This window comes from Rhizobium sp. GW821-FHT14E12 (assembly GCF_058803745.1).
Genome location: NZ_JBXAPH010000006.1, coordinates 204853 through 229965, shown reverse-complemented (window position 1 = coordinate 229965; position 25113 = coordinate 204853). Strand labels below are relative to the sequence as shown.

Annotated in this window: 28 protein-coding genes, 1 tRNA gene and 1 riboswitch; of the genes, 17 read left to right on the top strand and 12 right to left on the bottom strand. The window is 61.7% G+C overall.

The window, feature by feature from the left end; all coding sequences use genetic code 11:
• Positions 1–80: 80 nt before the first annotated feature.
• The 6 genes from AC1RO0_RS22125 to phoB all read left to right on the top strand — a co-directional run bounded on the left by AC1RO0_RS22125 (position 81) and on the right by phoB (position 6322).
• Positions 81–1115, top strand: a complete 1035-nt coding sequence (locus tag AC1RO0_RS22125; protein ID WP_498594915.1) for a substrate-binding domain-containing protein — start codon at positions 81–83, stop codon at positions 1113–1115.
• 83 nt (positions 1116–1198) lie between these two features.
• Entirely contained in the window at positions 1199–2680 is a 1482-nt protein-coding gene (gene pstC, locus AC1RO0_RS22120; RefSeq protein ID WP_498594914.1) for a phosphate ABC transporter permease subunit PstC, read from the top strand.
• Positions 2677–4011, top strand: coding sequence for a phosphate ABC transporter permease PstA (gene pstA / locus AC1RO0_RS22115; protein ID WP_498594913.1), 1335 nt, complete (start codon positions 2677–2679; stop codon positions 4009–4011). Before pstC ends, pstA begins: the two co-directional genes overlap by 4 nt.
• A 14-nt stretch (positions 4012–4025) precedes the next feature.
• Positions 4026–4841, top strand: a complete 816-nt coding sequence (pstB, locus tag AC1RO0_RS22110; protein WP_498594912.1) for a phosphate ABC transporter ATP-binding protein PstB — start codon at positions 4026–4028, stop codon at positions 4839–4841.
• A 51-nt stretch (positions 4842–4892) separates the two neighbouring features.
• Positions 4893–5606, top strand: a complete 714-nt coding sequence (gene phoU, locus AC1RO0_RS22105) for a phosphate signaling complex protein PhoU (RefSeq protein WP_007695568.1) — start codon at positions 4893–4895, stop codon at positions 5604–5606.
• A 32-nt stretch (positions 5607–5638) separates the two neighbouring features.
• Positions 5639–6322 (top strand): phosphate regulon transcriptional regulator PhoB, encoded by a 684-nt coding sequence (phoB, locus tag AC1RO0_RS22100; protein ID WP_007695571.1) that lies wholly within the window; start codon positions 5639–5641, stop codon positions 6320–6322.
• An 88-nt stretch (positions 6323–6410) separates the two neighbouring features.
• Here phoB and AC1RO0_RS22095 read toward each other — a convergent pair whose 3' ends face one another.
• Positions 6411–6947, bottom strand: a complete 537-nt coding sequence (locus AC1RO0_RS22095; RefSeq protein ID WP_498594911.1) for a GcrA family cell cycle regulator — start codon at positions 6945–6947, stop codon at positions 6411–6413.
• A gap of 427 nt (positions 6948–7374) precedes the next feature.
• Between AC1RO0_RS22095 and AC1RO0_RS22090 the strand changes: the two genes are divergently transcribed.
• From AC1RO0_RS22090 to AC1RO0_RS22080, 3 genes are all read left to right on the top strand, one after another.
• Entirely contained in the window at positions 7375–8574 is a 1200-nt protein-coding gene (locus AC1RO0_RS22090) for an aspartate aminotransferase family protein (protein ID WP_153366919.1), read from the top strand.
• A 71-nt stretch (positions 8575–8645) separates the two neighbouring features.
• Complete coding sequence (gene argF / locus AC1RO0_RS22085; RefSeq protein WP_498594910.1) at positions 8646–9563, top strand: ornithine carbamoyltransferase; 918 nt, start codon at positions 8646–8648, stop codon at positions 9561–9563.
• A gap of 49 nt (positions 9564–9612) precedes the next feature.
• Entirely contained in the window at positions 9613–10602 is a 990-nt protein-coding gene (locus AC1RO0_RS22080) for an Hsp33 family molecular chaperone (RefSeq protein WP_498594909.1), read from the top strand.
• A gap of 6 nt (positions 10603–10608) precedes the next feature.
• Here AC1RO0_RS22080 and apaG read toward each other — a convergent pair whose 3' ends face one another.
• Positions 10609–11001: a Co2+/Mg2+ efflux protein ApaG gene (gene apaG / locus AC1RO0_RS22075; RefSeq protein ID WP_498594908.1), complete on the bottom strand. Its 393-nt coding sequence runs from the start codon at positions 10999–11001 to the stop codon at positions 10609–10611.
• A gap of 322 nt (positions 11002–11323) precedes the next feature.
• Positions 11324–12508, bottom strand: coding sequence for an O-succinylhomoserine sulfhydrylase (locus AC1RO0_RS22070; protein ID WP_498594907.1), 1185 nt, complete (start codon positions 12506–12508; stop codon positions 11324–11326).
• Positions 12509–12552: 44 nt separating this feature from the next.
• Positions 12553–12631: riboswitch (SAM riboswitch) on the bottom strand.
• Between the two features lie 72 nt (positions 12632–12703).
• Here AC1RO0_RS22070 and AC1RO0_RS22065 point away from each other — a divergent pair.
• The 4 genes from AC1RO0_RS22065 to AC1RO0_RS22050 all read left to right on the top strand — a co-directional run bounded on the left by AC1RO0_RS22065 (position 12704) and on the right by AC1RO0_RS22050 (position 15712).
• Complete coding sequence (locus tag AC1RO0_RS22065; RefSeq protein ID WP_174050288.1) at positions 12704–13798, top strand: 2'-deoxycytidine 5'-triphosphate deaminase; 1095 nt, start codon at positions 12704–12706, stop codon at positions 13796–13798.
• Between the two features lie 58 nt (positions 13799–13856).
• Positions 13857–13930: transfer RNA gene (locus tag AC1RO0_RS22060), tRNA-Gly, on the top strand.
• A gap of 166 nt (positions 13931–14096) precedes the next feature.
• Positions 14097–14684 (top strand): acyltransferase, encoded by a 588-nt coding sequence (locus AC1RO0_RS22055; RefSeq protein WP_498594906.1) that lies wholly within the window; start codon positions 14097–14099, stop codon positions 14682–14684.
• Between the two features lie 212 nt (positions 14685–14896).
• On the top strand, positions 14897–15712 hold the full coding sequence (locus AC1RO0_RS22050) for a transporter substrate-binding domain-containing protein (protein WP_498595006.1): 816 nt from the start codon (positions 14897–14899) through the stop codon (positions 15710–15712).
• Positions 15713–15721: 9 nt separating this feature from the next.
• Here the strand turns inward: AC1RO0_RS22050 and AC1RO0_RS22045 are convergent, their stop codons facing one another.
• The 5 genes from AC1RO0_RS22045 to AC1RO0_RS22025 form a co-directional block, all read right to left on the bottom strand.
• Positions 15722–16135, bottom strand: a complete 414-nt coding sequence (locus AC1RO0_RS22045) for a tellurite resistance TerB family protein (RefSeq protein WP_498594905.1) — start codon at positions 16133–16135, stop codon at positions 15722–15724.
• Positions 16136–16217: 82 nt separating this feature from the next.
• Positions 16218–17393: a thermonuclease family protein gene (locus AC1RO0_RS22040; protein WP_498594904.1), complete on the bottom strand. Its 1176-nt coding sequence runs from the start codon at positions 17391–17393 to the stop codon at positions 16218–16220.
• A gap of 15 nt (positions 17394–17408) precedes the next feature.
• Positions 17409–18074 carry a S24 family peptidase gene (locus AC1RO0_RS22035; RefSeq protein ID WP_498594903.1) on the bottom strand — a complete coding sequence of 222 codons (666 nt, stop codon included), beginning with the start codon at positions 18072–18074 and terminating at the stop codon, positions 17409–17411.
• Positions 18075–18246: 172 nt separating this feature from the next.
• On the bottom strand, positions 18247–18807 hold the full coding sequence (locus AC1RO0_RS22030; RefSeq protein ID WP_498594902.1) for a hypothetical protein: 561 nt from the start codon (positions 18805–18807) through the stop codon (positions 18247–18249).
• Positions 18808–18926: 119 nt separating this feature from the next.
• Positions 18927–19355 (bottom strand): hypothetical protein, encoded by a 429-nt coding sequence (locus AC1RO0_RS22025; protein ID WP_498594901.1) that lies wholly within the window; start codon positions 19353–19355, stop codon positions 18927–18929.
• Between the two features lie 106 nt (positions 19356–19461).
• Here AC1RO0_RS22025 and AC1RO0_RS22020 point away from each other — a divergent pair, with 106 nt between their 5' ends.
• Both AC1RO0_RS22020 and AC1RO0_RS22015 read left to right on the top strand, forming a co-directional pair.
• A complete protein-coding gene (locus AC1RO0_RS22020; protein ID WP_498594900.1) occupies positions 19462–19818 on the top strand; it encodes a DUF952 domain-containing protein in 357 nt (118 codons plus the stop codon).
• Positions 19815–20903, top strand: coding sequence for a quinone-dependent dihydroorotate dehydrogenase (locus AC1RO0_RS22015; protein WP_498594899.1), 1089 nt, complete (start codon positions 19815–19817; stop codon positions 20901–20903). Before AC1RO0_RS22020 ends, AC1RO0_RS22015 begins: the two co-directional genes overlap by 4 nt.
• Here AC1RO0_RS22015 and AC1RO0_RS22010 read toward each other — a convergent pair.
• From AC1RO0_RS22010 to AC1RO0_RS22000, 3 genes are read right to left on the bottom strand one after another with little or no spacing between them, the layout of a single operon-like run.
• Complete coding sequence (locus tag AC1RO0_RS22010) at positions 20879–22228, bottom strand: MATE family efflux transporter (protein WP_498594898.1); 1350 nt, start codon at positions 22226–22228, stop codon at positions 20879–20881. The two genes, AC1RO0_RS22015 and AC1RO0_RS22010, sit on opposite strands and share 25 nt — an antisense overlap.
• A gap of 17 nt (positions 22229–22245) precedes the next feature.
• Positions 22246–22749 (bottom strand): CAP domain-containing protein, encoded by a 504-nt coding sequence (locus AC1RO0_RS22005; RefSeq protein WP_498594897.1) that lies wholly within the window; start codon positions 22747–22749, stop codon positions 22246–22248.
• A gap of 1 nt (position 22750) precedes the next feature.
• A complete protein-coding gene (locus AC1RO0_RS22000) occupies positions 22751–23017 on the bottom strand; it encodes a DUF6460 domain-containing protein (RefSeq protein WP_007695617.1) in 267 nt (88 codons plus the stop codon).
• A 167-nt stretch (positions 23018–23184) separates the two neighbouring features.
• Between AC1RO0_RS22000 and AC1RO0_RS21995 the strand changes: the two genes are divergently transcribed.
• Entirely contained in the window at positions 23185–24129 is a 945-nt protein-coding gene (locus AC1RO0_RS21995; protein ID WP_498594896.1) for a class I SAM-dependent DNA methyltransferase, read from the top strand.
• Positions 24130–24236: 107 nt separating this feature from the next.
• Positions 24237–24872 (top strand): YitT family protein, encoded by a 636-nt coding sequence (locus tag AC1RO0_RS21990; protein WP_498594895.1) that lies wholly within the window; start codon positions 24237–24239, stop codon positions 24870–24872.
• An 11-nt stretch (positions 24873–24883) separates the two neighbouring features.
• Here the strand turns inward: AC1RO0_RS21990 and AC1RO0_RS21985 are convergent, their stop codons facing one another.
• On the bottom strand, positions 24884–25075 hold the full coding sequence (locus AC1RO0_RS21985) for a DUF2735 domain-containing protein (protein WP_498594894.1): 192 nt from the start codon (positions 25073–25075) through the stop codon (positions 24884–24886).
• Between the last annotated feature and the right edge of the window lie 38 nt (positions 25076–25113).

The following is a 25113-nucleotide window of genomic DNA, read 5'->3' as shown; positions in this document are numbered from 1 at the left end:
CAGCTAAAAAAGAGATGCTGAAACAGGCGGACGTTCCGTTCGCCGTCGCGCTCTTCAAAGTCCGTCAGGGAGGATTCACCATGAATGCCTTGAAATTGTCTATCGCAGCGCTGGTTGCTTCGGTCGCCTTCGCCGGGGCCGCCACAGCCCGCGATCAGATTCAGATTTCCGGATCCTCCACCGTATTCCCCTATGCCAAGATCGTTGCCGAGACTTTTGGCGAGACCTTTACGAGCTACAAGACGCCCGTCGTCGAATCCGGCGGCTCCGGCGCCGGCCTGAAGGAATTCTGCAAGGGCGTCGGTCCCGACTCCATCGACATCGCCAACTCCTCGCGCCCGATCAAGGGCAGTGAGGTCGACGCCTGCAGGGCGGCTGGCGTTGCCGATATCCAGCAGATCAAGATCGGCTATGATGGCATCGTCTTCGCCTACGACAAGAGCAATCCCGACATCAAATTCGTGTCGACCGACCTCTACAAGGCGCTCGCCGCCGAAGTCGTCATCAACGGCAAGCTGGTGCCCAATCCCTATAAGAAATGGTCCGAGATCAACCCGGCCCTGCCGGATTTCGAAATCGCCGCTTATATTCCGGGCGAAAAGCACGGCACGCGCGAGGTTTTCGAGGAGAAGGTGCTCGCCGCCGGCTGCAAGGATTCCGGCGCGCTGGACGTCATCAAGGCGGCGGTCTCCGATGCCGGCAAACAGGCTGAAAAATGCATTGCGGTGCGCAAGGATGGCGTCGCGGTCGATATTGATGGCGATTATCCCGAGACGCTCGCCCGCATCAACGCCAACAAGCATGGCATCGGCGTCTTCGGCCTCTATTTCTATCAGAACAATGCCGACAAGCTGAAGGTTGCGACCGTAAGCGGCATCGTGCCGTCGGGCCAGACCATTGCCGACGGCACCTATCCGGTGTCGCGGCCGCTGTTCTTCTACGTCAAGAAGGCGCATCTCGGCGTCATTCCGGGCTTGAAGGAATATGTCGACTTCTTCATCAGCGATCAGATGATCGGACCGGACAGCCCCTTGGCCGAATATGGCCTGGTGCCTGCGCCGGATGTCGAGCGCGACCAGATCCGCAAGGACGTCGCGAACGGGAAGATCATGTGATCGCATAGGAACTGCCCGCCGGCGCGGTCACCCGCGCCGGCGTTTGCCGGGAAATAGGCCGGGGAATGGGCCAGGGATTGGGAATGAGTGTGTCACTGCTGCTGTCATGCCTGTCGATCATCGGCGCCTCCGCTTTCGTGCTGGGGCGGACGAGAGCGGCTGCGCTGTCGGGCGGCAGATCCTCGGTCCTGCATTCGCGGCTCGGTTATCACGGCGCTTATGTCGCCATCTGGGCGGTCTTGCCGGCGCTGGCGCTGATCTGCGCATGGCTCGTCATCAGCCCGCAGGTGATCGACGACGTCGTGCTCAAATCCTTTCCCGAGGAAGTGAAAACCTTGCCGGAGGCCGAGCTCAACCTCAGCTACGGTGTGGTGCGCAGCATCGCCCACGGCATGCGCCTGCTCGACAACCAGGAGCTCGCCGCCGTCGCCGCCGGTTCGGTCGATCTCCAGCTGGTGTTGGCGCAGAAGGGTGTGCCGCTCGCCGTCCGGCCGACCGGCTACATGGTCGATGCCGCCAACAAATACAACGGCATGCGCCATGTGAGCCGTGTCGTCATGTCGGCTGTGGCCATCATCCTCTCCGTTCTGTGCGCCATTTATGGACTGCGCGCCATCGCGCCGCGTTTTCGCGCCCGCAATCGGGTGGAGCAGGTCATTCTCGGCGGCCTGATCGTTGCCTCGTCGATTGCCGTGCTGACGACGCTCGGCATCGCGGCCTCGATGCTGTCGGAGGCGGCCCGTTTCTTCAACATGGTGCCCGCCGCCGAATTCTTCTTCGGCACAGTCTGGGATCCGCGCTTCACCGGCGCCGGCGCGCAAACGACGGGCACCTTCGGCCTCATCCCGCTATTGGCCGGAACACTCTACATCAGCCTAGTCGCCATGCTGGTCGCGGTTCCCGTCGGGCTGTTCGCCGCCATCTACATGGCCGAATATGCCTCGGCCCGCGTACGCTCCCTTGCCAAGCCGATGCTCGAAGTGCTGGCCGGTATTCCGACCATCGTCTATGGTTTCTTCGCGCTCGTGACCGTCGGACCTTTCCTGCGCGATATCTCCGCTGATATCAACGGCCTGCTGACGGGCAATTATGCGAGCTTCATCGAGGCGCAGAGCGTCCTGACCGCAGGCTTCGTCATGGGCGTCATGCTGATCCCCTACGTCTCCTCGCTCTCCGATGACATCATCATGGCGGTGCCGCGCTCGCTGCGCGACGGCTCGCTCGGCCTCGGTGCGACGCGATCGGAAACGGTCAAGCGCGTTCTCCTGCCGGCAGCCCTTCCGGGCATCGTCGGCGCGCTGCTGATGACGGCTTCGCGGGCACTCGGCGAGACGATGATCGTCGTTCTCGCGGCCGGCGTCGCCGCCCGCATGCAGTTCGACCCCTTCGAGCCGATGACGACGGTCACCGTGAAGATCGTTAACCAGTTGACCGGCGATCTCGAATTCACCTCGCCGCAGACATTGGTCGCCTTCGCGCTCGGCATCACGCTCTTCTGCCTGACACTCTGCCTCAATGTCTACGCACTCTACATCGTCCGCCGCTACAGGGAGCAATACGAATGAGCGATGTCGTATTCTCCGCAAAGCCGCCGATCCCGCGCGGGCTGACGCCCGGCGCACCGGCGCGGCGCGATATCGGCATCAAGCGCCGTTACGCCGCCGAGCGCCGGTTCCGTGCCTATGGCATCGCCGCCGTCACATTCGGCCTTGTCTTCCTCATCGCTCTGGTCTCGACCGTGGTGCGCCACGGCTATACCGCCTTCGTACAGACCTCGATCACCCTGCCGATCGAGTTTGCCGAGAAGGCGATCGATCCGGCCGGCAAGCGCGCCAGCGATCCGAAGGTGCTGGTCGCGGCCAACTATCCGCTTCTCGTCCGCGATGCCCTGGTGAAGGCGCTCGACATCGATCCCGCCAATCGCGTGCTCGTGCGTGAGGCAACGGCGATGGTCTCGGACAGTGCGCGGAGCGTGCTGCGCGACAAGGTCATGGCCGACCCCTCCATCATCGGGAAAACGGTGAAGATCACGCTGCTTGCCGGCGCCAATATCGATTCCGCCAACAAGGGGCAGATTGACCTGACGGCGAATGAGACGGACCGCAAGGTCTCCGACCGGCAGCTCGGCTGGATGAAGCAGCTTACCGCCAGCGGCGCGCTCCATAAGGCGTTCAACAGCGGCCTGTTCCTGTCCGGCAATTCCAGCCGTCCGGAAGCGGCCGGCCTCGGCGTCGCGCTGATCGGTTCGCTCTATCTGATGCTCACCGTGCTGGTGCTGGCACTGCCGGTCGGCGTCGCCGCCTCGATCTATCTCGAGGAATTCGCGCCGAAGAACCGGCTGACGGACCTGATCGAGGTCAATATCAACAATCTCGCCGCTGTGCCGTCGATCGTCTACGGTCTGCTCGGCCTCTCGGTCTTCATCAATGTCATGGGCCTGCCGCGCTCGGCTTCGCTGGTCGGCGGGCTGGTGCTGAGCCTGATGACGCTGCCGATGATCATCATCGCCACGCGCTCGGCGCTGCGCGCCGTGCCGCCGTCGATCCGCAGCGCAGCGCTTGGTCTCGGCGCCTCGCGCATGCAGGTGGTGTTCCACCATGTCCTTCCGCTCGCCATGCCGGGCATCCTGACCGGCACGATCCTCGGGCTGGCGCATGCGCTCGGCGAAACCGCGCCGCTGCTCTTGATCGGCATGGTCGCCTTCGTCGCCAATTATCCGACGTCGCCGCTCGATCCGGCGACCGCCCTGCCGGTGCAGATCTACATGTGGGCGAGCGAAGCCGAGCGTGCCTTTGTCGAGCGAACCTCCGGGGCCATTATCGTCCTGCTCTTCTTCCTTGTTGCGATGAACATCGGAGCCATCTTGCTGCGCCGTCGCTTCGAGCGGCGCTGGTAGAGGGAGAAGACGGAATGAACATGATGACGGAAGCCGCAGGCGAGAAGGCATTGGCCAGGAAGATGACGACGATCCCCTACAAGATGATCGGCCAGGACGTCTCGGTCTATTATGGTGACAAGCGCGCCCTGTTCGGTGTGGACCTGAACATCCGCGTCAATACGGTCACCGCGCTGATCGGCCCTTCCGGCTGCGGCAAATCCACCTTCTTGCGCTGCTTGAACCGGATGAACGACACGATCGATACCTGCCGCGTCACCGGCAAGATCACGCTCGACGATCAGGATATCTATGACAGCGCCATCGATGTCGTGGAGCTGCGTGCTCGCGTCGGCATGGTGTTCCAAAAGCCCAATCCCTTCCCGAAGTCGATCTACGAGAACGTCGCCTACGGCCCGCGTATCCATGGGCTGCATCGCTCCAAGGCCGATCTCGACCATATCGTCGAAACCAGCCTGCAGAAGGCCGGTCTCTGGGGCGAGGTGAAGGACCGGCTGCTGGAAGCCGGCACCAGCCTGTCGGGCGGCCAGCAGCAGCGCCTCTGCATCGCCCGCGCCGTCGCCGTCAGCCCGGAAGTCATTCTCATGGACGAGCCGTGCTCGGCGCTCGATCCCATCGCCACGGCCAAGGTCGAGGAACTGATTCACGAGCTGCGGGAAAACTTCACGATCGTCATCGTGACGCATTCCATGCAGCAGGCCGCCCGCGTCTCGCAACGCACCGCAATGTTTCACCTCGGCCATTTGGTCGAGGAGAACGATACCGATAAGATGTTCACCAATCCCGACGATTTCCGCACGCAGGATTACATCATGGGCCGTTTTGGTTGATGATATCCCGCGCGCGGCTCCCTTCACACGTTTCACCCTGAGGATAGAAAAATGGTCTCCACTCACATTCTCTCTGCCTATGACGAAGACCTGAAGTTCCTGACGCGCCGCATTGCGGAAATGGGCGGTCTGGCGGAGCAGATGGTCAGCGACAGCGTCCGCGCCCTGGTGCATGGCGATGCCGCCCTTGCACAGAAGGTCATTTCCGACGACGTCGTCCTCGACCACGCCGAACGCGAAGTCGGCGACAAGGCGATCGTCACCATCGCGCGTCGCCAGCCGATGGCGGCCGACCTGCGCGAAATCATGGGCTCCATTCGCATCGCCGCCGATCTGGAGCGCGTCGGCGACCTCGGCAAGAACACCGCCAAGCGCGTCATCGCCGTGCAGGGCCACGGTGTTCCGCGCCGCCTGGCGCGCGGCATCGAGCATCTTTCCGAACTGGCGCTCAGCCAGCTCAAGGAAGTGCTCGACGTCTACACGACCCGTTCGCCCGACAAGGCCGTCTCGATCCGTGAGCGCGACGAGGAAATCGATGCGATGTACACCTCGCTCTTCCGCGAGATGCTGACCTACATGATGGAAGATCCGCGCAACATCACCACCTGCACGCATCTTCTCTTCTGCGCCAAGAACATCGAGCGCATCGGCGACCATGCCACCAACATCGCCGAGACGATCTATTACATGGCGACCGGCAGCCAGCCGGAAGGCGAGCGCCCGAAAGACGATACCGCCAACACCGTCGGTGCGGTGACGGAATAACGAAGACGCCAAGAAAAGGAGACCAGAGACGCATGGTTCCGAGAGTTGCTGTTGTAGAAGACGAAGAAGCGCTCAGCGTTCTGCTGCGCTATAATCTTGAGGCTGAAGGCTTCGAGGTCGACACCATTCTGAGAGGCGACGAAGCCGAGCTTCGCCTCCAGGAGCGCATCCCCGATCTTCTGATCCTTGACTGGATGCTCCCCGGCGTGTCCGGTATCGAACTCTGCCGCCGGCTGCGCATGCGGCCGGAGACCGAGCGCCTGCCGATCATCATGCTCACCGCCCGCGGCGAGGAAAGCGAGCGCGTGCGCGGCCTTTCCACCGGCGCGGACGATTATGTCGTCAAGCCGTTCTCGACGCCGGAGCTGATGGCTCGCGTCAAGGCGATGCTGCGTCGCGCCCGTCCGGAGGTTCTCTCCACGGTGTTGCGCTGTGGCGACATCGAACTGGACCGCGAGACCCATCGCGTTCACCGCAAGAGCCGCGAAGTGCGGTTGGGGCCGACCGAATTCCGCCTGCTGGAATTCCTGATGGCTTCGCCGAGCCGCGTCTTCTCGCGGTCGCAGCTCCTCGACGGTGTCTGGGGACATGACATCTATGTCGACGAACGCACCGTCGACGTCCATGTCGGACGTCTGCGCAAGGCGCTGAACTTCTCCAATATGCAGGATGTCATCCGCACCGTTCGCGGCGCGGGTTATTCCATGGAAGCCTGAGCGGGAAACCGGTCAGTCATCCAACATAGCGGCGGAAACAGAAAACGGGCCTTTCGGCCCGTTTCTTTCATTTCGGCTATGGGGCATCTCAACCGCGGGGTTGAGCCGCCGGCCGGCGCCGTTCATGCACCGGCTGGTAGGCCATGCGCTGATGGTAGCCGCAATAGGGCGATGCATCCGGGCTGTCGTTGCCGCAGAAATGGAAGTCATCCTTCAGCGGATCGCCGACCGGCCACTTGCAGGTGCGCTCGGTGAGTTCCGTCAGGCCGAGGCGGCGCGAAATCGGAACAACCACATTGGCGGCCGGACGATATTCGATCTCATTGACCGTATCGATCTCGACTTCTTCCTTGAGCATCGTCGCGCCCTGCTGACGGGTAACCGTGCGGGTTGCAACGCGCGAGGCGTAGTTCGGTGCGCGCGGCGCCGAGGTGTTGCGCTTCTGCGCTCGGGCGGCCGTCGCCGTGCCGCCGGCCTTCGCTCGGCCCGGCAGGCTCAAGCGATGCACCTTGCCGATGACGGCGTTACGACTGACACCACCAAGCTGCGCCGCGATCTGGCTCGCGCTCAAACCCTCGGACCACAGCTTCTTCAGCTTCTCGACGCGTTCGTCTGTCCAATTCATGCCCTGTCTCCGCTGTCGCGTTTCCGATGGCAGAATCCTTCACCATTGCCTCGCATTAGGGCGAGGCGCGAAACGCTTAAAAATTGTGGTGACTAGTTCCGCCGCATGCAGTCTAGTAATTGGGGTTTAACCTAGTGTGAGGCTGACTCCGTGACAAGACACGCATGATTCCTGGGGAATCGATTTCGGGGTTTTCCCCAACTTGCTTGTCCAAGCGTGGCATTTTTGCAATATTAGCAGTTGAAGACATACCTCTCGTCGAGAGGCGCTCTGCCGCGCCTGCTAAATCGCCTGTTTTGTTGACATTGCGGTGCAAAACATCAATAGTGCCTCAGCCGCCGCAAGGCGGCATTTTTGATTTTTCCGGGCCCGTTTCACTTGAAGGAAACGATTGGCCCTAAAAGTTGTGATCGAGGAGATACGGGCCATGGCTGAAACCGCGCCGCTTTATGACACCTATATGCGTGCTCCGCTGCGGTTTGAGCGAGGAGAGGGCGTATGGCTGTTCACGGAGACAGGCGAGCGCTATCTCGATTTCGCCGCCGGTGTTGCGGTGAATTCGCTTGGCCATGCACATCCCCATCTGGTTGCGGAACTGAAGGCGCAGGCCGATAAGGTCTGGCACCTGTCGAACCTCTATGAGGTGCCGGGCCAGGAGAAGTTGTCGAAGCGCCTGACGGAAGCCACCTTTGCCGACAAGGTGTTCTTCACCAATTCCGGTGCCGAGGCGCTGGAATGCGCGATCAAGACGGCGCGGCGCTACCAGTTCTCCAAGGGCCATCCCGAGAAATTCCATATCATCACCTTCGAAGGTGCCTTCCACGGCCGCACGATCGCGACGATCGCCGCCGGCGGACAGGAGAAGTATCTCGAAGGTTTCGGCCCGAAGGCACCGGGCTTCGACCAGGTGCCCTTCGGCGATCTCGACGCCGTGCGTGCCGCTGTCACCGATGCGACGGCCGGGATTCTCATTGAGCCCGTGCAGGGCGAGGGCGGCATCCGCCCCGCGACCAACGAGTTCCTGCGCGGCCTGCGCCAGATCTGCGACGAGCATGGCCTTCTTCTGATCCTTGACGAGGTCCAGTGCGGCGTCGGCCGTACCGGCAAGCTCTTTGCCCATGAATGGTCCGGCGTCACGCCCGACATCATGGCCGTGGCCAAGGGTATCGGCGGCGGTTTCCCGCTCGGTGCCTGCCTTGCGACGGCGGAAGCCGCTTCGGGCATGAAGGCCGGCACGCATGGCTCGACCTATGGCGGCAATCCGCTCGCCATGGCAGTCGGCAATGCCGTGCTCGATATCGTGCTGGCTGATGGCTTCCTGCAGCATGTGCGCGACATCGCACTGGTCTTCCGCCAGGGCCTGGCTTCGCTTCAGGATCGTTTCCCCGATATCATCGAGGATGTCCGCGGCGAGGGCCTGATGCTCGGCATCAAGGCTGCCATTCCGCAGGCGGAGCTGTTGCAGGCAATCCGCGCCGAGCATCTTTTGGGCGTGCCGGCCGGCGACAACGTCATCCGTCTGCTGCCGCCGCTGGTGGTGACTGCAGAGGAAGCGCGCGAAGGCATTGCCCGCATCGAACGCGCGGCAGAATCCGTGCGCGCCGCTCGCGTCAAAAAGTCGGCCTAAATCCAGCGCCCGCTGTCGGGGCGTTTCTGCCCCACGCGGGCGTTGTTGTTTTCTAGAGTACAGGTAGGAACATGGCTTCTCCGAAACACTTTCTCGATCTCTCGGCCGTCGCGGCTGCCGATCTGCGCAGCATCATCGATGATGCCATCGTGCGAAAGCAGGCGCTAAAGGCGGGCACGGCCGACAAGCCGCTTGCCGGCAAGATGCTGGCGATGATCTTCGAGAAACCCTCCACCCGAACCCGCGTTTCCTTCGATGTCGGCATGCGCCAGCTCGGTGGCGAGACGTTGTTCCTGTCAGGCACCGAGATGCAGCTTGGCCGGGCTGAGACGATCGGCGATACGGCGAAGGTGCTGTCGCGCTATGTCGACGCCATCATGATCCGCACGACGGAGCATTCGCGTCTATTGGAGCTGGCCGAACATGCGACCGTGCCGGTCATCAATGCGCTGACCGATGACACGCATCCCTGCCAGATCATGGCTGACATCATGACCTTCGAGGAGCATCGCGGCCCGATCAAGGGCAAGACCATTGCCTGGACCGGCGACGGCAACAATGTGCTGCATTCGCTGATCGAGGGGGCCGCCCGCTTCGACTATCGCATGAACATGGCCGTACCCCTTGGTTCCGAGCCAAAGGATCACTATTTGAACTGGGCCCGCAACCAGGGCGCCGAAATCATGCTCTCGCATGATGCCGACCGTGCGGTCGCTGGCGTTGATTGCGTGGTAACCGATACCTGGGTTTCCATGAATCAGGAACACCGGGCTCGCGGTCACAACGTCTTCCAGCCCTATCAGGTCAACCAGGCTTTGATGGCACAGGCCGGCAAGGACGCTTTGTTCATGCATTGCCTGCCTGCGCATCGCGGGGAGGAAGTGACGGATGAAGTGATCGATGGTCCGCAATCCGTTGTTTTCGATGAGGCGGAAAACCGCCTTCATGCGCAAAAGTCGATTCTTGCTTGGTGCCTGGGCGCGATCTGAGGATATAGAACCGCGAGTTTGATGCCGCGGGCGCAGTAGGAGTATAGCAATGGCGGAAAGTGCAGCCTCGCTGGGTCAATTCGATTTTGCCGGCGACGATCATGTCGTTCCCTTTCAGGTCGAAGGTCTTGATGTGCGCGGCCGCGCCGTGCAGCTCGGGCCTTTGCTGGACGCAATTCTCGCCCGGCACAATTATCCGGCCCCCGTTGCCCGGCTTTTGGCCGAGGCCGTGGTGCTGACCGTCTTGCTCGGCACCTCGCTGAAGTTCGAGGGCAAGTTCACCGTGCAGACCAAGGGCGACGGACCGGTCGATCTTCTGGTCGCCGATTTCGCCACGCCGGAAAATGTCCGCGCCTATGCCCGCTTCGATGAAGAGGCGCTGGCAAAGGCCGTGGCCGCCGGCGAAACCGAGCCGGAGCAGTTGCTCGGCAAGGGCGTGCTCGCCTTCACTATCGATCAGGGTCGCTACAGCCAGCCCTATCAGGGGATCGTGGCGCTTGACGGCGCCTCGCTCGAAGAGATCGCCGGGACGTATTTCCGTCAGTCGGAACAGATCCCGACCCGCGTTCGCCTGGGTGCCGCCGAACTGTTCGATCGCGACGAGGCCGGCAAGCCGCGCCATCGCTGGCGGGCGGGCGGGCTGATCGCGCAGTTCCTGCCGGAAGCACCGGAGCGCATGCGCCAGCCGGATCTGCATGGCGGCGACGGCGATAGCAATCCGCGCCATCATGTCGAGGACGACGCCTGGGAGGAAGCCCGGTCATTGGTCGAGACGATCGATGCCGACGAACTGACCGACCCGCAGGTCGGCACCGAACGTCTGCTGTTCCGTCTCTTCCACGAGCGTGGCGTGCGCGTCTATGAACCGAAGGCGGTTTTCGATCGCTGCACCTGTTCGCGCGACAAGCTGAAGGGCGTGTTGCAGGGCTTTTCCGCCGAGGAAATCGAGGTGAGCCAGGAGAATGGCGAAATTGCTGTCACCTGCGAGTTCTGCTCGACCACCTATCGCTTCGAAGTCTCCGAGGTAAAGGAAGCCTGATCGGGCTTAGTTCAGCGTCCGCAGCAGGTTGGGCGTATCCAGCGAGAAGGCGGGGATCTTGACGTGAAAGAGTTCCCCGTCGTCCGTCTCCATCTGATAATGGCCGAACATCATGCCCGATGGCGTATCGAGCGGGCAGCCTGACGAATATTCGTAGGTATCGCCGGGGCCAAGTCGTGGCTGTTCGCCGACGACGCCAGGTCCGGTCACTTCGTCCACCAATCCGTTCTGATCGGTGATGTGCCAATAGCGCGTCACCAGCCGGACATTGACCGTGGAGTGGTTGGAAATGACGATGCGATAACCCCAGACATAGCGGTCGTCATCCGGATCGGATTGCTCCTCCAGATAAAAAGGTTCGACGACGACTTCGATATCCCGTGTTAGAGCGCGATACATGCCTGACACCTTGGTCATTACTCCGAAACGTCGTGCGTTCCAATAAACGCACATCGGACGCTCCAGCATTTTAAGTCTAGGGCATCTGCTCCGCTTTCCATGATCCCACGAAAGCGGGACATCTAGCGGTATCCTATACACAACCTGATCCGTCAAGGAACGGATCGGTGAAAACCCCTATAACGGGTAAATCATACGGCTTTTCAGGGACTAAGGCTAGTTCCAAGGGTTAATTGGCCTTGGCCTAAGCTATCCGGCATGCCTATTGTCAAGGCAAGCCGCCCCGCCCGAACGAGATCCGGGCGGGTTTGGATGACAAAACTCAGGCCGAAACCTGCGCCAGCGCGCGGGCGAAATCCTCGACCAGATCGTCACCGTCCTCGATGCCGGCCGAGAGGCGCACGGTGCCTGGCGAAATGCCGAGTTCGGCGCGGGCCTCGTCGGTGAGGTTCTTGTGCGTGGTGGTGGCCGGATGGGTGATCAGGCTCTTCGAGTCGCCGAGATTGTTGGAGATCTTCACGATCTCCAGCGCGTTCTGCAGCTTGAAGGCCGCTTCCTTGCCGCCCTTCAGTTCGAAGGCCACCAGCGTCGAGCCGCCGGTCATCTGCTTGGCGATGATATCGGCCTGCGGGTGGTCCTTGCGGCCGGGATAGATCACCTTGGCGACCTTGCCCTGATCGGCCAGAAAATCGGCGATCTTGGCGGCGTTTGCCGTCTGCTGGGCGACACGCAGCGGCAGCGTCTCGATCCCCTTCAGCAGCGTCCAGGCGGTAAACGGCGACATGGCCGGACCGGTATGGCGGAAATAATCCTGCAGGTTCTCGTCGATCCACTGCTTGTCGGAGAGGATGATGCCACCGAGCGAGCGGCCCTGGCCGTCGATATGCTTAGTGGCGGAGTAGACGACGATATGGGCACCGAGTTCCAGAGGCTTCTGGAACAGCGGCGTCGCAAAGACGTTGTCGACCACGACCTTGGCGCCGATCTGGTTGGCGAGCTTGGCAACGGCGGCAATATCCACCACTTCCAGCGTCGGGTTGGTTGGGCTTTCCAGGAAGAAGACCTTGGTGTTCGGCCGGATCGCCTTTTCCCAGTTCTCGGTGAAGCGACCGTCGACCAGCGTGCATTCGATGCCGTATTTCGGCGCCAGCGTCTCGACGACCCAGCGGCAGGAGCCAAACAGGGCGCGGGCGGCAACGATGTGATCGCCGGCCTTCAGCTGGCAGAGAATAGCCGCGGTGACGGCGGCCATGCCCGAGGCGGTGGCGCGTGCATCTTCCGCGCCTTCGAGCGCACACATGCGCTTTTCGAACATGTCATTGGTCGGGCTGCCATAGCGGGCATAGATGAAACCGTCGGTCTCACCCTTGAAGCGCGCCTCGGCGGCTTCCGATGTGTCGTAGACGAAGCCCTGGGTCAGATAGATCGCTTCGGATGTCTCGCCGAATTGCGAGCGGAGCGTTCCGCTGTGAACGAGTTGGGTTGCGGGGCGCCAAGTCTTGCTCATGCCATCACCACTTTCAAAACAAAAAAACCGGCCGCAATTGCAGACCGGTTTTCAACCCGGTCTTTTTAGCCACTTATTTAACGTGGCTGCAAGCCGACCGGCCAAATCACCACGGGATAAGTTGCAATACTGCCGTTGACCGCTTGCGTCAATTCCCTGAGTTTGGTTTTGTCTGCGGCAAATTATGGAAAAGGCATGATGGCTCGCAATACTGGAATTTTGGCTGATCGCGCCATTGCCGCGCTCTTCGAAGCGGGGCGGCTGACGAGCGAACGGGAACTGGACGACGATCAGATCCAGCCGGCGAGCCTTGACCTTCGCCTCGGCGCGCATGCGTTCCGCGTCCGCGCCAGCTTCATGCCCGGCCCGTCGCATCTCGTCGCCGACAAGCTCGACCGGCTGAAGCTGCATGTGATCGACCTGTCCGAAGGTGCCGTGCTGGAAACCGGCTGCGTCTACATCGTGCCCTTGATGGAGCGTCTCGACCTGCCGGCCGATATGTCGGCGTCGGCCAATCCGAAAAGCTCGACCGGCCGCCTCGATATCTTCACCCGCGTCATCACCGACCGGGCGCAGGAGTTCGACAAGATCCCGGCCGGCTATTCCGGCCCGCTCTATCTGGAGATCAGCCCGCGCACTTTCCCGATCGTGGTGCGCCGCGGCTCGCGCCTGTCGCAGATCCGTTTCCGCGTCGGCCAGGCACTGCTGAACGAGCCGGAGTTGATGGCGCTGCATGCCAGCGAAACGCTGGTCGCCAGTAAGCAGCCGAACGTCAACGGCGGCGGCATCGCCCTGTCGATCGACCTTGCCGGCGATAAGGAAGGCCTGATCGGCTATCGCGGCAAGCACCACACCGCCGTCGTCGATGTCGACAAGAAGGCGCAGCACGATATCTACGATTTCTGGGAGCCGCTCTATAGCCGCGGCCGCACCGAACTGATCCTCGATCCGGACGAGTTCTATATCCTCGTCTCGCGCGAAGCCGTGCATGTGCCGCCGCATTATGCCGCCGAGATGACGCCTTTCGATCCGCTAGTTGGCGAGTTCCGCGTCCACTATGCCGGCTTCTTCGACCCAGGCTTCGGCCACGCACCCGCCGGCGGCCGTGGCAGCCGCGCCGTGCTGGAAGTGCGCAGCCATGAAGTCCCCTTCATCCTCGAAGATGGTCAGATCGTCGGCCGCCTGGTCTACGAACACATGCTGGAACAGCCGACCAGCCTCTACGGCTCCGGCCTCGGCTCGAACTATCAGGCGCAGGGCCTGAAGCTGTCGAAGCACTTCCGTCTGTGATTGGTCACCTGCCGGCCTTGACAGAGGCCGGCAACTGTTGGACATCTCCGGATATCAGGCGGGTGTAGCTCAATGGTAGAGCAGCAGCTTCCCAAGCTGAATACGAGGGTTCGATTCCCTTCACCCGCTCCAGCTTTCCTCCGCTCCAAGCTCATGACAGGCAGGGAACTTCCGATTTCACCGCTTTGAGCCGAGCCGCGCGTATCAGGATTGGATGCCGCCGCAACAAAACCCTCGTTTGTTCAGGCTGCTGACAGACAACCATGACAGAAGGTCGTTCCTAACCGGAACGGACCAGATGCTCAACTTTGCGTCATTCTACAGACTGAAGGCCATCTTCACGCGCGGCGTGCTGCGGATATCCCGCCGCACGAAGGTGCCGCGCGGTACGACGATCATCTGGAAGGATGGCAGCGTCTGCATCGGCGAGAGGGCCTTTATCCGCAGAGGCGTCGTCATCGACGCGCAGCGTGGCAGCATCGAGATCGGCGATCATGTCTCCCTCAATGATTATGCCATTCTGCTTGGACGCGGCGACATCACCATCGGCAATGACGTGCGGATCGCCGCCCATGCCATGGTCGTGTCGTTCGATCACAATTTCGATGATGTCACGCAGCCGATCCGCATGCAGGGCGTCACCAAGAAGCCTGTCGTCATCGAGGACGATGTCTGGATCGGCGCCGGAGCGAAGATCCTCGGCGGCTCCCATATCGCAAAGGGCTGCGTCATCGGCGCCAATGCTGTCGTCAAAGGAAAGACCGTGCCCTACGGCATCTATGTCGGCGCCCCCGCGAAACTGGTCAGGCGGCGAGGGGACAAGGGCAACGCCGCCCCTGCTAAACTCGAATTGCTTCCGCCCCCAAAACGGATAGCAGGTCGCTAAGCAACGCTGCCTTTGCGCTTGATCATGTTGCCATGCAGGACCAGGCGTTTCTGGTTCTTGGCACAGCGCGATATTCCCCCTTCTGCATGACTCTGTTACACCCGTCTTGAAATCAGGAAATTGAACACCTGACAGGAGGCTTAGTCATCGTCATGCGCGTTTGTCTTTCGTCGTTGATATCCGTGGCGAGATCCTTGACAGGCGCAGTGCTGATGGCCGTCTCCTGTGCCATGCCTGTCGCTGCGCAGCAGGCGCCGTCGACCAGCCTGCCGGTTCTCTTCGATGCGCGCGAACGGTTGCCGAAGCCGGATCTTTCCACGCTGGTCAGGCTGCGCTTCCTGACCTCCGTCGATTTCCCGCCCTTCAATTTCGCCGATCAGAACGGCAAGCTCTCAGGCTTCCATGTCGATCTCGCCCGCGAGATCTGCGACGAACTCGGCATATCGGACAAATGCCAGATCCAGGCGCTGCCCTTCGAGGAATTGCAGGGCGCACTTTCGGCGTCGCAGGGGGATGCGGTGATCGCCGGCGTCGCGGTAACGCCGGAGTTGCGCAAGAGTTTTGCCTTCTCGCGCCCCTTCCTGATGCTGCCCGCCCGGTTTGTCCGCAATCTCAAGGCCCCGATCGATGGCCGCACGGCCGCTGCCCTTGCCGGCCATTCGGTCGGTGTGGTCAAGGGCACGACGCATGAAGCGATGCTCTCAGCCTTCTTTCCGGCGATCAAGCCTGTACCCTTCGACGACAAGGACGCGCTTCTGGCGGCCGTCAAGGACGGCAAGGTCGATGCCGGCTTTGCCGATGGATTGCAGCTTTCCTTCTGGGTGTCGTCGCCGTCAGCGGAAAAATGCTGCGCCTTGTTCGACGGCCCCTACCTCTCGCAGCAATTCCTCGGCGAAGGCATGACCATCATGTTGCGCGAGCAGGACGCCGATCTGACGGCGGCGATCAACCATGCCCTGGCGACCCTGTCGCGCAATGGCCGGCTGCAGGAAATCTATCTGCGCTATTTTCCTTACGGATTGTATTGAGTGGGCTTTTCAGCCCTTGCGGTAGCGGGCAATGGCGCTGCGCTCGATGGCGGCGCAGGTCAGCTTGCCGAGATCGAGGCGGTCGCGCAGCAGGCTCAGCAGGCGCAGCTCCTCGGCCTTGACCGAGAGATCGGCGGAAGCGACCTCGACGGCCAGCGCATAGGCGGTGTCGTAGAGGCGCGGCGGCAAGGTGTCGCGCACGGTTTCCAGCACGATATCGAGCCCTTCGCTGCCAGCCAGAAGCTTGGCGCAGTCGCGCGAAACATCGATCAGCTTTTCGTCATCGAAGCCCTTGAAGACCGGCAGCGCATGGATGAGCTCGCCAATCCGGGTCATCTCCCGGTCGTTCATCGTTCGGTCGACGGCGGATGCCATGACCATGACGTAGATCAGGGCCTCTTGGGCGGAAAGCGGCTTATTCATAACGAAACAAAATCCTTTGAAACTGGCGGCAGACTAGAAAGTCATGTCTCTCATGACAAGAGGCGGTGGCGGAAGCGTGGCGTCAGATCGGATTAAGCGGATCTTCCTTGGCCGGAGCCGGCGCAAGCGTCGATTTCCGGCCCTTGCGCGGGTCGTCGCCATAGATGCCGCGCTTCTGTTGCTTCGCCTGTTCCGCAACGGCCTCCAGCGGCGATCCGGCCTCCGGTTCTGCCCAGCCGAAACGGACGAGCCACTCGCTGAGGTCGATGCGAACATAGCGGCAGTGTCCCGTCACCGTGCCCTGCCAGGTCGCGCTTGGCAGGTCGCAATCGATGATCCGGCCGCGCAGATACATGCGGAACGCGGTGCGTGCCGCTGTCCCGCACGGCCAGCTCTTGCCATCAGACCCGGCGCACATCCGACCGACATCGGTCGGAACGATGCCGGAAAGCTGCACGCTCCTGTTGCCGACGGTCAGCATGCCGGCGCGATCGGAAGACGGCCGTGTCAGCTCCACGGGCTCCGTCCCTCCGGCTTGCTTCTGGTCATTGCTCGGCGTCTGGCTGTCGCCGGGCAACGCCTGCTGAGAGGATGGCGTCATGGGCACGGTCCGGCGGGCAGCCGCCGCCGCTGCCCTGTCGGCCTGGTCGGCAGGGGCCGGGGGTGGCGATGCTTGCTCCGGTTTCGTTTGATCCAAAGGTGTTTGTTGGGGAGAGGGCTGATCCACCGAGACTTGTTTCGAAGGCAATTGTTTCGGCTCAGCCTTATCTGTCTCGGTCTTTATGGTGTTGGCGTCAGTCGCATCTTTCGGAGCCGGTTGGGCGTCAGGCACCTTCGCCGGCGTCGTTTCGGATTGCGTTAGCTGCGCGGGCGGCGTGTCCTGCGGCTCCGTTGCTGGCGTCGCCGCGGACGATTTATCTTGATCGGCCGGCGCTACCGCAGGCGCGGATGTCGAGGTTGCGGCGGGCGGTTCGCTCTTCGTGGCTGTTGTCTCCGTCGTGACAGCCGTTGCCGGAACGACGGTGCCGGCCGTTATGGGCAATGTCTTTTTGGGCGCGGTATCGATAAGCGTCTGCGCCGGCGTGATATCGGCCTGCGCGACTTCGATCGGCGCCGCTTTCGATGCCGCCGCTTCAACCTTGCTCTCTCCGCGACCTGGCAGATGGAAACCGTGCTCGTTCACCTGCACCGCCACCAGGGTCAGCCACGAACCGACCACGGCACCTGCCACACCTGCAAGCCAAATATTACGACGCATAGCGGGAAAACTTTCCTATTGGCTGGCCCAGATGATCCGGGCGATCCATTCCACATCCGCAAGATCGAAGTTGCGATTGGGATGTTCGGGGTTGAGCGACAGCAGTTCGATCGACTTAGCACTTTGCCGCGCCAGCACCTTGGCCATGACCTCGCCCTCGCGGGTCTTGACCACGACGCGGTCGTTGCGCCGGATCTGCGCGCCCGGCTCGACGATCAGCACGTCGCCGTCGCGATAGAGCGGCAGCATGCTTTCGCCCTGTACCTCCAGCGCATAGACGCCGCCCTTCTGTCCCGGTGCCGCCGGAAACTCCACCATGTCCCAGCCCTGACCGGCCGGAAAGCCGCCATCGTCGAAAAAGCCACCTGAGCCGGCCTGGGCGAAACCAAGCAGCGGAATGGAGCTTGTCGGTGGTGAAGAGGCATGATCCGCGTTGCCATCGCCTCTCTCCACTGGACGCAGGATGCCGAGAAACTGCTCCATGCTGGCCCCGGTCGCGCCGAGTACCTTGGCAATCGATTCCGTCGACGGCCAGCGCAAACGTCCATCCTGGCTCAACCGCTTCGATTTGTTGAAGGAGGTGGGGTCGAGGCCGGCGCGCCGGGCAAGGCCCGATGGCGTCAAGGCATAGCGCTCGGCAAGCTTGTCGATCGCGCTCCATATCTGCTCATGTGACAGCATCGCCGCTCAGCACCCGGAAGCCGGATATCCGGCGTTTGACCTTTAAGGAAAGGTTAACCGAGGCTTTTTTGCGAGTAAAGACCGGGGTAGGAATAAGGTCCTTTATCCCCTTGCTTTCGCTTTCAGGCTGTAAACCTATAAATCATGAATGATCGATATCGGGAGGCGGACATCATTCAGGCTCAGCGTCCCGTTGGATAACTTCACGCAGATAGCGCTCCGGATCGCTTACAAAGCGGGTAGCTCCGGACTGTGTGATCGCTCGGACGAGCGTCTGGCTGTTGGGTCGGATGATAGCTCCGTTCCTAGTCGCCAAAACGCAGTCGAACTCGCGCGCGAGCGCGCAAATTTTACCGACGAGCGGTAGGGAAAGATCAGGTACGTTTAACCGAAACTGTACACCCTCAATCGTCGCCCCTTGAAGGTAAATCTGCACATCGTCGGTCTTCTCATCCCCCCAGATGCGCAGGTCGGGTGCCCAAGACTGCTTTTCCGGTAGCATCATGCCGACATGTTCAAAAATTGCCTCGACGTTTGGCCGGGAAAAATTCAGTTCAATCGCATCAAGCTGATCGCGGTTCATACGTGCAGCAACCACCCCGTTGATGGTGGCGGCTGACGACGGAATAAGGTCAAAAACGAACTGCCAAAGTGCCATGCAGGTAAATCTAACTGCGCCTTGAATTTCCGCAAGTGGGTCGTCTAATAGCTGAGCTTCTCCAAGATGAATCATCTCCCGCTGCGTTGCTACTTGCTACGACAAGCTCGCCGACAACTTCCTGGCCATTGTCCAGCTCGGTCAATGCGACTGTAGTTGCGCGCTTATGAGCCAACGGTCTAGTTCCGCAGGCTTCAGGTTTTCTGCGGCAGCGCCTTGTTGCCGGGCTCCTCGTTCTGGAACTCCTTGGCCATGCCCATGAACCCACGCATGAATTTCTGCATGATGCCCAGTGTGCGGTCGACATCGGCGTCGCTCGGTAGGGTCGATCCGCTGCTTGAGGCCACGGTCTTTTCCAGCTTGGTGACGCGGTCGGAGAGGCGGTCGAGTTCATCGTCATAGGCGGCGCGCTCGTCGGCGGCCATGCGGCAGACCAGATTGCCGTTCTGATCCTGGCAGATCGACATGGCGCCCGTCTGCTTGTCGAGGCGGACGAAATGATCGCCGCTGCGCTCGAGCTGGAAGCGCGTTGCGTCCGGCTCGGCCGCCTGGCTTGGTATGCTAAGAAGAAGAGTGGCGGGCAGGAGCAGGGCTGCGAGGCCCGTTACGATTTCCTTCGTCATGTCATCCTCCGGATTTTCTGCGTTAAAACCCTAAATCCACCACGGAAACCGTGGACATCGGCGTCGGTTTTCGTGCAAAGCCCTATCAGTACATGTTTACACGGGGATGATGACCGCGATGCCAGTGGTTTACAAGATCGTGCCGGATACGCTCTGGCAGCAAGCCAGACAAACCGGCGTTTTTCATGGCGCGTCAATCGACCTGACCGACGGTTTCATCCATCTGTCCACGGCCAGGCAGGCGGTGAAAACCGCGGAGCTCTATTTCGCCGGCCAGACAGGGCTGTTGTTGGTGGCGATCGATGGCGATGCTCTTGGTGACAGACTGGTGTTCGAACCCTCGCGCGGCGGAGATCTCTTCCCGCATCTCTATGCGCCGCTCCCGCTTTCGGCCGTGCTTTGGGAAAAGCCGCTGCCACTCGGCCCCGACGGCGCGCATGTCTTTCCGGAGATTTCAGAATGATTGGCGCTCTACGCGATCTCGGCCGGCGCGGCCTCTTTATGTTCGATCCGGAAACAGCGCATGGCATGTCTATCGCTGCCCTTAAGTCCGGCCTAGTGCCTACATGCCTAGTTAGCAACGATCCCCGCCTGCGCCAGACCGTGGCCGGGCTCGATTTCGCCAATCCCATCGGTATGGCCGCCGGCTATGACAAGAATGCCGAGGTGCCGGAAGCACTGCTGAAGCTCGGCTTCGGCTTTACCGAGATCGGCACGGTGACCCCGAAGGCGCAGCCCGGCAATCCGCGCCCGCGCATCTTCCGGCTGGTCGAGGATGAGGGCGTCATCAACCGCCTCGGCTTTAACAATGAAGGCCACGACGCCGCTCTCCGGCGTCTTCGGCCGATCCGTGGGAACGGCATCATCGGCGTCAATATCGGCGCCAACAAGGATAGCGCCGACCGCATCGCCGATTACGTCGCCGGCATCCGCCGCTTCTATTCCGTGGCGCGCTATTTCACCGCCAATATCTCCTCACCCAATACGCCGGGCCTGCGCGATCTGCAGGCACGCGAAAGCCTGTCGGCATTGCTCGCGGCCGTGCTTGCCGCGCGCGACGACGAAGCCGCCAAGGCCGGCAAAAAGATCCCGGTCTTCCTGAAGATCGCACCGGATCTGACCGAAGAGGGCATGGACGACATTGCCGCCGAAGTTTTGGTGCATAAGCTCGACGGGCTGATTGTCTCCAACACCACGCTTTCGCGCGATGGTCTGAAGGATCAGGCGCAGGCGAAGGAAGCAGGCGGCCTCTCGGGCAAGCCGGTGTTCGAAAGATCGACGGTCGTGCTCGCCAAGATGCGCCGGCGTGTCGGCGCGGCCCTGCCGATCATCGGCGTCGGCGGTGTTTCCTCGGCGGAGACGGCACTGGAGAAGATCAAGGCAGGGGCCGATCTGGTGCAGCTTTATTCCTGCATGGTCTATGAGGGGCCAGGCCTGCCGGGCCGCGTCGTTGCCGGCCTGCCGAAGCTGCTCGATCGCGAAAGCGTCGCCTCGATCCGCGAGTTGCGCGACAGCAAGCTGGATTACTGGGCCGATCGGAACGTCTGATCGACCCGCTTTTTCAGGCCGATGATCAGGAAAAGGCCGCGAAACAGCAGGAAAGCATTCATGGCCAGCCACAGGCCGTGATTGCCCAGCGTCGGCACGAGGATCGCAAGGGCAACCAGATAGCCGGCAAAGGATAGCAGCATGCGGTTGCGCATCGCACTCGACCAGGTGGCGCCTATGTACACGCCGTCCATCAGGAAGGCGAGCGCACCCGTCAACCCAGATATGGCGGCCCAGGGCAAGTAGGCTCCGGCGGCAGAGCGGACCTCCTCGGAGGTTGTCAGGAGGCGGATCAGCGCCGGGCCGGCCGCAAAGAAGAACAGGGCCGCGGCAAACGCCAGCCCGAAGGACCAGAGGCCGGTCAGCTTCAGCCCGCGCTCGAAGGCCGGGCGGTAATTGGCACCGATCGAGCGCCCGGTGATCTGCTCTGCGGCATTGGCGAGCCCGTCGAGATAATAGGCGGACAGCAGCAGGAAGTTCATCACCACCGCATTGGCCGCGAGCGTCACCGCGCCGAAACCGTTGCCGATGCGGGTCATCAGTGTGAAGGCGCCGAGCAGCACGAAGGTGCGGATGAGGATGTCGCGGTTGAGCGCGAAGAGCTGCGTGAGCTTGGCGCGCGACAGCAGTTCCGTGCGGGCAGGCCGCGGCTCGCCGGAAAAGCTTCTGAGCACGATGGCAAGGCCGGTAAGCGTGCCGGCCGCCTCGCCGATCAACGTACCCCAGGCAACGCCTGCCACACCCCAGCCAAGCCAGAGGCCGAGCGTGAGGGCGAGGATGATGTTGACGCCGTTGATCACTGTTTGCAGTAGCAGGCCGATGCGGCCCTGGCCGCGCCCGAGCACGAAACCGAGAATGGCGTAGTTGGCGAGCGCCATCGGGCCGGCAAGCATGCGGATCGAGAAATAAGTGCGCGTCGCCTCGGCAACGCCACCCTCCGGCCCCATCAGCTTGATGCCGAGCCAGAGCAGGACGGGTGACAACAGGACGATCAGGATGCCGCATGCGAGCGCCGAGAGCAGCGCCCGCCAGAAAATCGCCTGCTGCTCATGCCGGTCGCGGCGGCCAAAGGCCTGCGCCGTGAGGCCGGTGGTCGAGGCGCGCAGGAAGTTGAAGCTTGAGAAGATAAGATCGAAGAGCATGGCGCCGATCGCCAGACCCGCCAGCGCGTCCGGCTGGCCGAGTTGTCCGACGACAGCCGTGCCGACAATGCCGAGTAAGGGTGTTGTGATGAAGCCGAGCGTCATCGGAAGGGCGATGGACAGCACCAGCCGGTGTGTCACGTCAAAGGGCTGGACTTTGCCGCCGCGTGCTTGTTGATCCATGTCCGGTCGGCCTCTCCTCAGTTCGAGGAGAGCACCATGGACCAATAAGGCCTGCCGCCGGAAGAGGGGGTATAGGCGAGAGCGACGCCAAGACCATCATATTTGCCGAGCATGTTGTGCAAATGCTTCGGAGAGTTGATCCAGGCCGTCACCGCGGCGTCGACGCTCTTCTGTCCCTCGGCGATATTCTCGGCGGCCGGCAGATTGACGCCGCTGGATTTGACGCGCGTGCCGAAGTTGTCACCGATGCCGATCAGGTGCTCCATCTTGCCGGCGTCGGCCATGCGCCTTGCCTGGTAGATGGCTGCCGAGCTGGCGGCGGTATCGATCTTCAGCGGTGGTAACCCATTCTTGGCGCGCAGCGCATTGACGAGCGGCAGCGCGGAAGCCGTCTGGTCACTGGCCGGTATGTTGGAGACATGGCTCGGCGCCGTGGCGCAGCTGGCAACCATGGCGGCGAGCGCAAGGCCGGTGAGGCGCAGCGCATGGCGCCGCGTGAAAGACGGAGTTTTGGGGATCATATCAACGACGATAATTGAAGAGGCGGAGGAGAATGAAGAGCGGGATGACAAGTGTGGCGCCAAGTACCAGATAATCGCCGAACTCGCCGAGTGCGGCAAAGCCGCTGTGCCAGAGATCCAGCAGGAAACGGCGGACGCCATACAGGAAGTCGAGCGGACGCCAACCGAAGAATTTCATCGTGAAGCCGACGATCAGCGACACGATGATAAGCTTCACCAGCGTACGGCCGGGCGAGTCGCCGAGGAACTTGTTCATCTGATCGGACATGCTGACGTCTCCATAATGCCTGTAGAGCGGTCCTGAGATAGGGCTGCGACCCGTGACTCGCAAGCGCTTTTGCCTCAGCGCTCACCTGAAACAGGTGTCTGCCTGAAATAGGACTTGAGTTTTTTTGTGGCCGCGTCCAAAGGCGGAGGTCAAACAGGACCCTGATCATGCTGCCGAGCCAGCTTTCCTCCGGCGACGTCATTGCCGACCGTCGCGCCGACTATGCGAAGATGCTTGCCGAAAGCGGCGAGCCGGCAAGCGCTGCCGAGCTGATGGAGCAGGCGCTGGAGCTGGCGCCATCCTGGGCTGCGGGCTGGTTCAATCTCGCGACCTATCGCGAAAAGGCTGGTAATGCCGAGGGCGCGGTCGCAGCGCTGAACGAGGTTCTGGTGCTCGATGAAGGCGATGTCTTCGGCGCGCGGCTGAAACTTGCCGTTCTGGGTGCGGCCGAGCTGCCAGAACAGCCGCCGAGCCGCTATGTCGAACGGCTGTTCGACGATTATGCCGACCGGTTCGAGACGTCATTGGTCGAAAAGCTCGGCTACACCGTGCCGCAGAAACTCAGCGCCCTGATTGCCGAAACGGCCGACATGCCGGCGCATTTTCACCATGCCGTCGATCTCGGCTGCGGTACCGGCCTCTTTGGCCCGGAAATCCGTGCGCGGGTCGATCGGCTGGAAGGGTTCGATCTGTCGAAGGGTATGCTCGCCAAGGCGGCGGAGAAGGGCGTCTATGACCATCTCGCCCAGGCCGACCTGTCGCTGGCGCCGCCCCTGTCCGGTGTGTTCGACGGTGGGCTTGCGCCGGCTCGCGCGGACCTGATCACCGCCGCCGACGTGCTGATGTATCTCGGCAATCTCCAGGGCGTCATGGCGATCGTCGCGGAGCTATCAGCTCCCGAAGCCGTGTTTGCTTTCTCGGTCGAGGATGCGCAGGAGGCGGAAGGTTATCTCTTGCGGGATTCGCTGCGCTTCGCCCATTCGGAAGCCTATGTCAGGGCGCTTCTGGCCGACCATGGCTTTGTCGTCCACAATCTGGCTCGCAGCGTCATTCGCATGGATGGCGGAAAACCGGTGCACGGCATTCTGTTCGTTACGCGGAAAACCGCCTGACGGTTCGAATCTTGCAAAGTTCAGATAGGTCAGTACTCCTTACATATTCCGCTTGATTGTCGTTTCCGTTTTTTGGCAGAATCCCGAAAAATAAAGGGAAAAGTATCATGGCGAGCCTGAAGAGCGCTTTTGGCGTCTGGAACACTTCCGCTACGCGGCATTCGCTGGTCGAGGATGTGCAGGGGATATTGTCCGGCAGCCTGATATCGTCGCTCGGGCTCTTTTGCCTGTCGAGTGCCGGCCTCTTGACGGGCAGCACGGCGGGCATCGCCTTTTTGCTGCATTACGCGATCGGCGTGAATTTCGGCTTGGCCTTCTTCGTCGTCAACCTGCCGTTCTTCTATCTGTCCTGGAAGCAGCTTGGCCGCGCTTTTACCATCAAGACCTTCATCGCCATCGCGCTGACCTCGCTGCTGACGAACCTGCAGCCGCGACTGTTGGAAATCGCCCATATCAATGCCTTCTGGTCGGCGCTGCTCGGCGGCGTCCTGCTCGGTTTCGGGCTGCTCGCACTTTATCGCCACCGCGCCAGCCTGGGCGGCGTCGGTATCTTGGGCATCTATCTTCAGGAACGTTTCGGGATACGCGCCGGGCTTGTCCAGCTTGCGGTCGACATGTGCGTGCTCGCGGTCGCCTTTACGGTGACCACGCCGTTCGTGGTCATCTGCTCGGTGCTGGGCGCAGTCGCGCTCAATCTCTTCGTCGCGATCAACCATCGGTCGGATCGCTACATCGCCTTTTAAATCGGCTAACCCTATTGCTTGCGGGTCGTGTCGGAGTCCGCGACGGCGGCTTCGTGATACCAGCTGTCGAAATCGACCACCGCGACGCGCGGGCCGATATCGGGATTGAGGTTCACATGGCTACGATGACCGGCGGGAATGGTCCGGGCCTTGATGGGGAACTGAAAAATCTTTGCCGTTTCGTGCAGTGGGCTGATGGCCATTACGATGTCTCTCCCTTTTGATGCTCAAGCGGTCGCGC

Coding starts and splice junctions, on each gene's coding strand:
- AC1RO0_RS22090 (WP_153366919.1), top strand. CDS start 7,375: ATGGCTGAAACCGCGCCGCTTTATGACACCTATATGCGTGCTCCGCTG.
- AC1RO0_RS22040 (WP_498594904.1), bottom strand. CDS start 17,393: ATGCGTCGTAATATTTGGCTTGCAGGTGTGGCAGGTGCCGTGGTCGGT.
- AC1RO0_RS22050 (WP_498595006.1), top strand. CDS start 14,897: ATGGCCGTCTCCTGTGCCATGCCTGTCGCTGCGCAGCAGGCGCCGTCG.
- AC1RO0_RS22125 (WP_498594915.1), top strand. CDS start 81: ATGAATGCCTTGAAATTGTCTATCGCAGCGCTGGTTGCTTCGGTCGCC.
- AC1RO0_RS22015 (WP_498594899.1), top strand. CDS start 19,815: ATGATTGGCGCTCTACGCGATCTCGGCCGGCGCGGCCTCTTTATGTTC.
- AC1RO0_RS22070 (WP_498594907.1), bottom strand. CDS start 12,508: ATGAGCAAGACTTGGCGCCCCGCAACCCAACTCGTTCACAGCGGAACG.
- argF (WP_498594910.1), top strand. CDS start 8,646: ATGGCTTCTCCGAAACACTTTCTCGATCTCTCGGCCGTCGCGGCTGCC.
- AC1RO0_RS22045 (WP_498594905.1), bottom strand. CDS start 16,135: ATGAATAAGCCGCTTTCCGCCCAAGAGGCCCTGATCTACGTCATGGTC.
- pstC (WP_498594914.1), top strand. CDS start 1,199: ATGAGTGTGTCACTGCTGCTGTCATGCCTGTCGATCATCGGCGCCTCC.
- AC1RO0_RS22055 (WP_498594906.1), top strand. CDS start 14,097: ATGCTCAACTTTGCGTCATTCTACAGACTGAAGGCCATCTTCACGCGC.
- AC1RO0_RS21990 (WP_498594895.1), top strand. CDS start 24,237: ATGGCGAGCCTGAAGAGCGCTTTTGGCGTCTGGAACACTTCCGCTACG.
- phoU (WP_007695568.1), top strand. CDS start 4,893: ATGGTCTCCACTCACATTCTCTCTGCCTATGACGAAGACCTGAAGTTC.
- AC1RO0_RS22030 (WP_498594902.1), bottom strand. CDS start 18,807: ATGATTCATCTTGGAGAAGCTCAGCTATTAGACGACCCACTTGCGGAA.
- AC1RO0_RS22035 (WP_498594903.1), bottom strand. CDS start 18,074: ATGCTGTCACATGAGCAGATATGGAGCGCGATCGACAAGCTTGCCGAG.
- AC1RO0_RS22080 (WP_498594909.1), top strand. CDS start 9,613: ATGGCGGAAAGTGCAGCCTCGCTGGGTCAATTCGATTTTGCCGGCGAC.
- AC1RO0_RS22025 (WP_498594901.1), bottom strand. CDS start 19,355: ATGACGAAGGAAATCGTAACGGGCCTCGCAGCCCTGCTCCTGCCCGCC.
- AC1RO0_RS22095 (WP_498594911.1), bottom strand. CDS start 6,947: ATGAATTGGACAGACGAACGCGTCGAGAAGCTGAAGAAGCTGTGGTCC.
- pstA (WP_498594913.1), top strand. CDS start 2,677: ATGAGCGATGTCGTATTCTCCGCAAAGCCGCCGATCCCGCGCGGGCTG.
- AC1RO0_RS21995 (WP_498594896.1), top strand. CDS start 23,185: ATGCTGCCGAGCCAGCTTTCCTCCGGCGACGTCATTGCCGACCGTCGC.
- AC1RO0_RS22020 (WP_498594900.1), top strand. CDS start 19,462: ATGATGACCGCGATGCCAGTGGTTTACAAGATCGTGCCGGATACGCTC.
- phoB (WP_007695571.1), top strand. CDS start 5,639: ATGGTTCCGAGAGTTGCTGTTGTAGAAGACGAAGAAGCGCTCAGCGTT.
- AC1RO0_RS21985 (WP_498594894.1), bottom strand. CDS start 25,075: ATGGCCATCAGCCCACTGCACGAAACGGCAAAGATTTTTCAGTTCCCC.
- apaG (WP_498594908.1), bottom strand. CDS start 11,001: ATGTATCGCGCTCTAACACGGGATATCGAAGTCGTCGTCGAACCTTTT.
- AC1RO0_RS22065 (WP_174050288.1), top strand. CDS start 12,704: ATGATGGCTCGCAATACTGGAATTTTGGCTGATCGCGCCATTGCCGCG.
- pstB (WP_498594912.1), top strand. CDS start 4,026: ATGAACATGATGACGGAAGCCGCAGGCGAGAAGGCATTGGCCAGGAAG.
- AC1RO0_RS22000 (WP_007695617.1), bottom strand. CDS start 23,017: ATGTCCGATCAGATGAACAAGTTCCTCGGCGACTCGCCCGGCCGTACG.
- AC1RO0_RS22005 (WP_498594897.1), bottom strand. CDS start 22,749: ATGATCCCCAAAACTCCGTCTTTCACGCGGCGCCATGCGCTGCGCCTC.
- AC1RO0_RS22010 (WP_498594898.1), bottom strand. CDS start 22,228: ATGGATCAACAAGCACGCGGCGGCAAAGTCCAGCCCTTTGACGTGACA.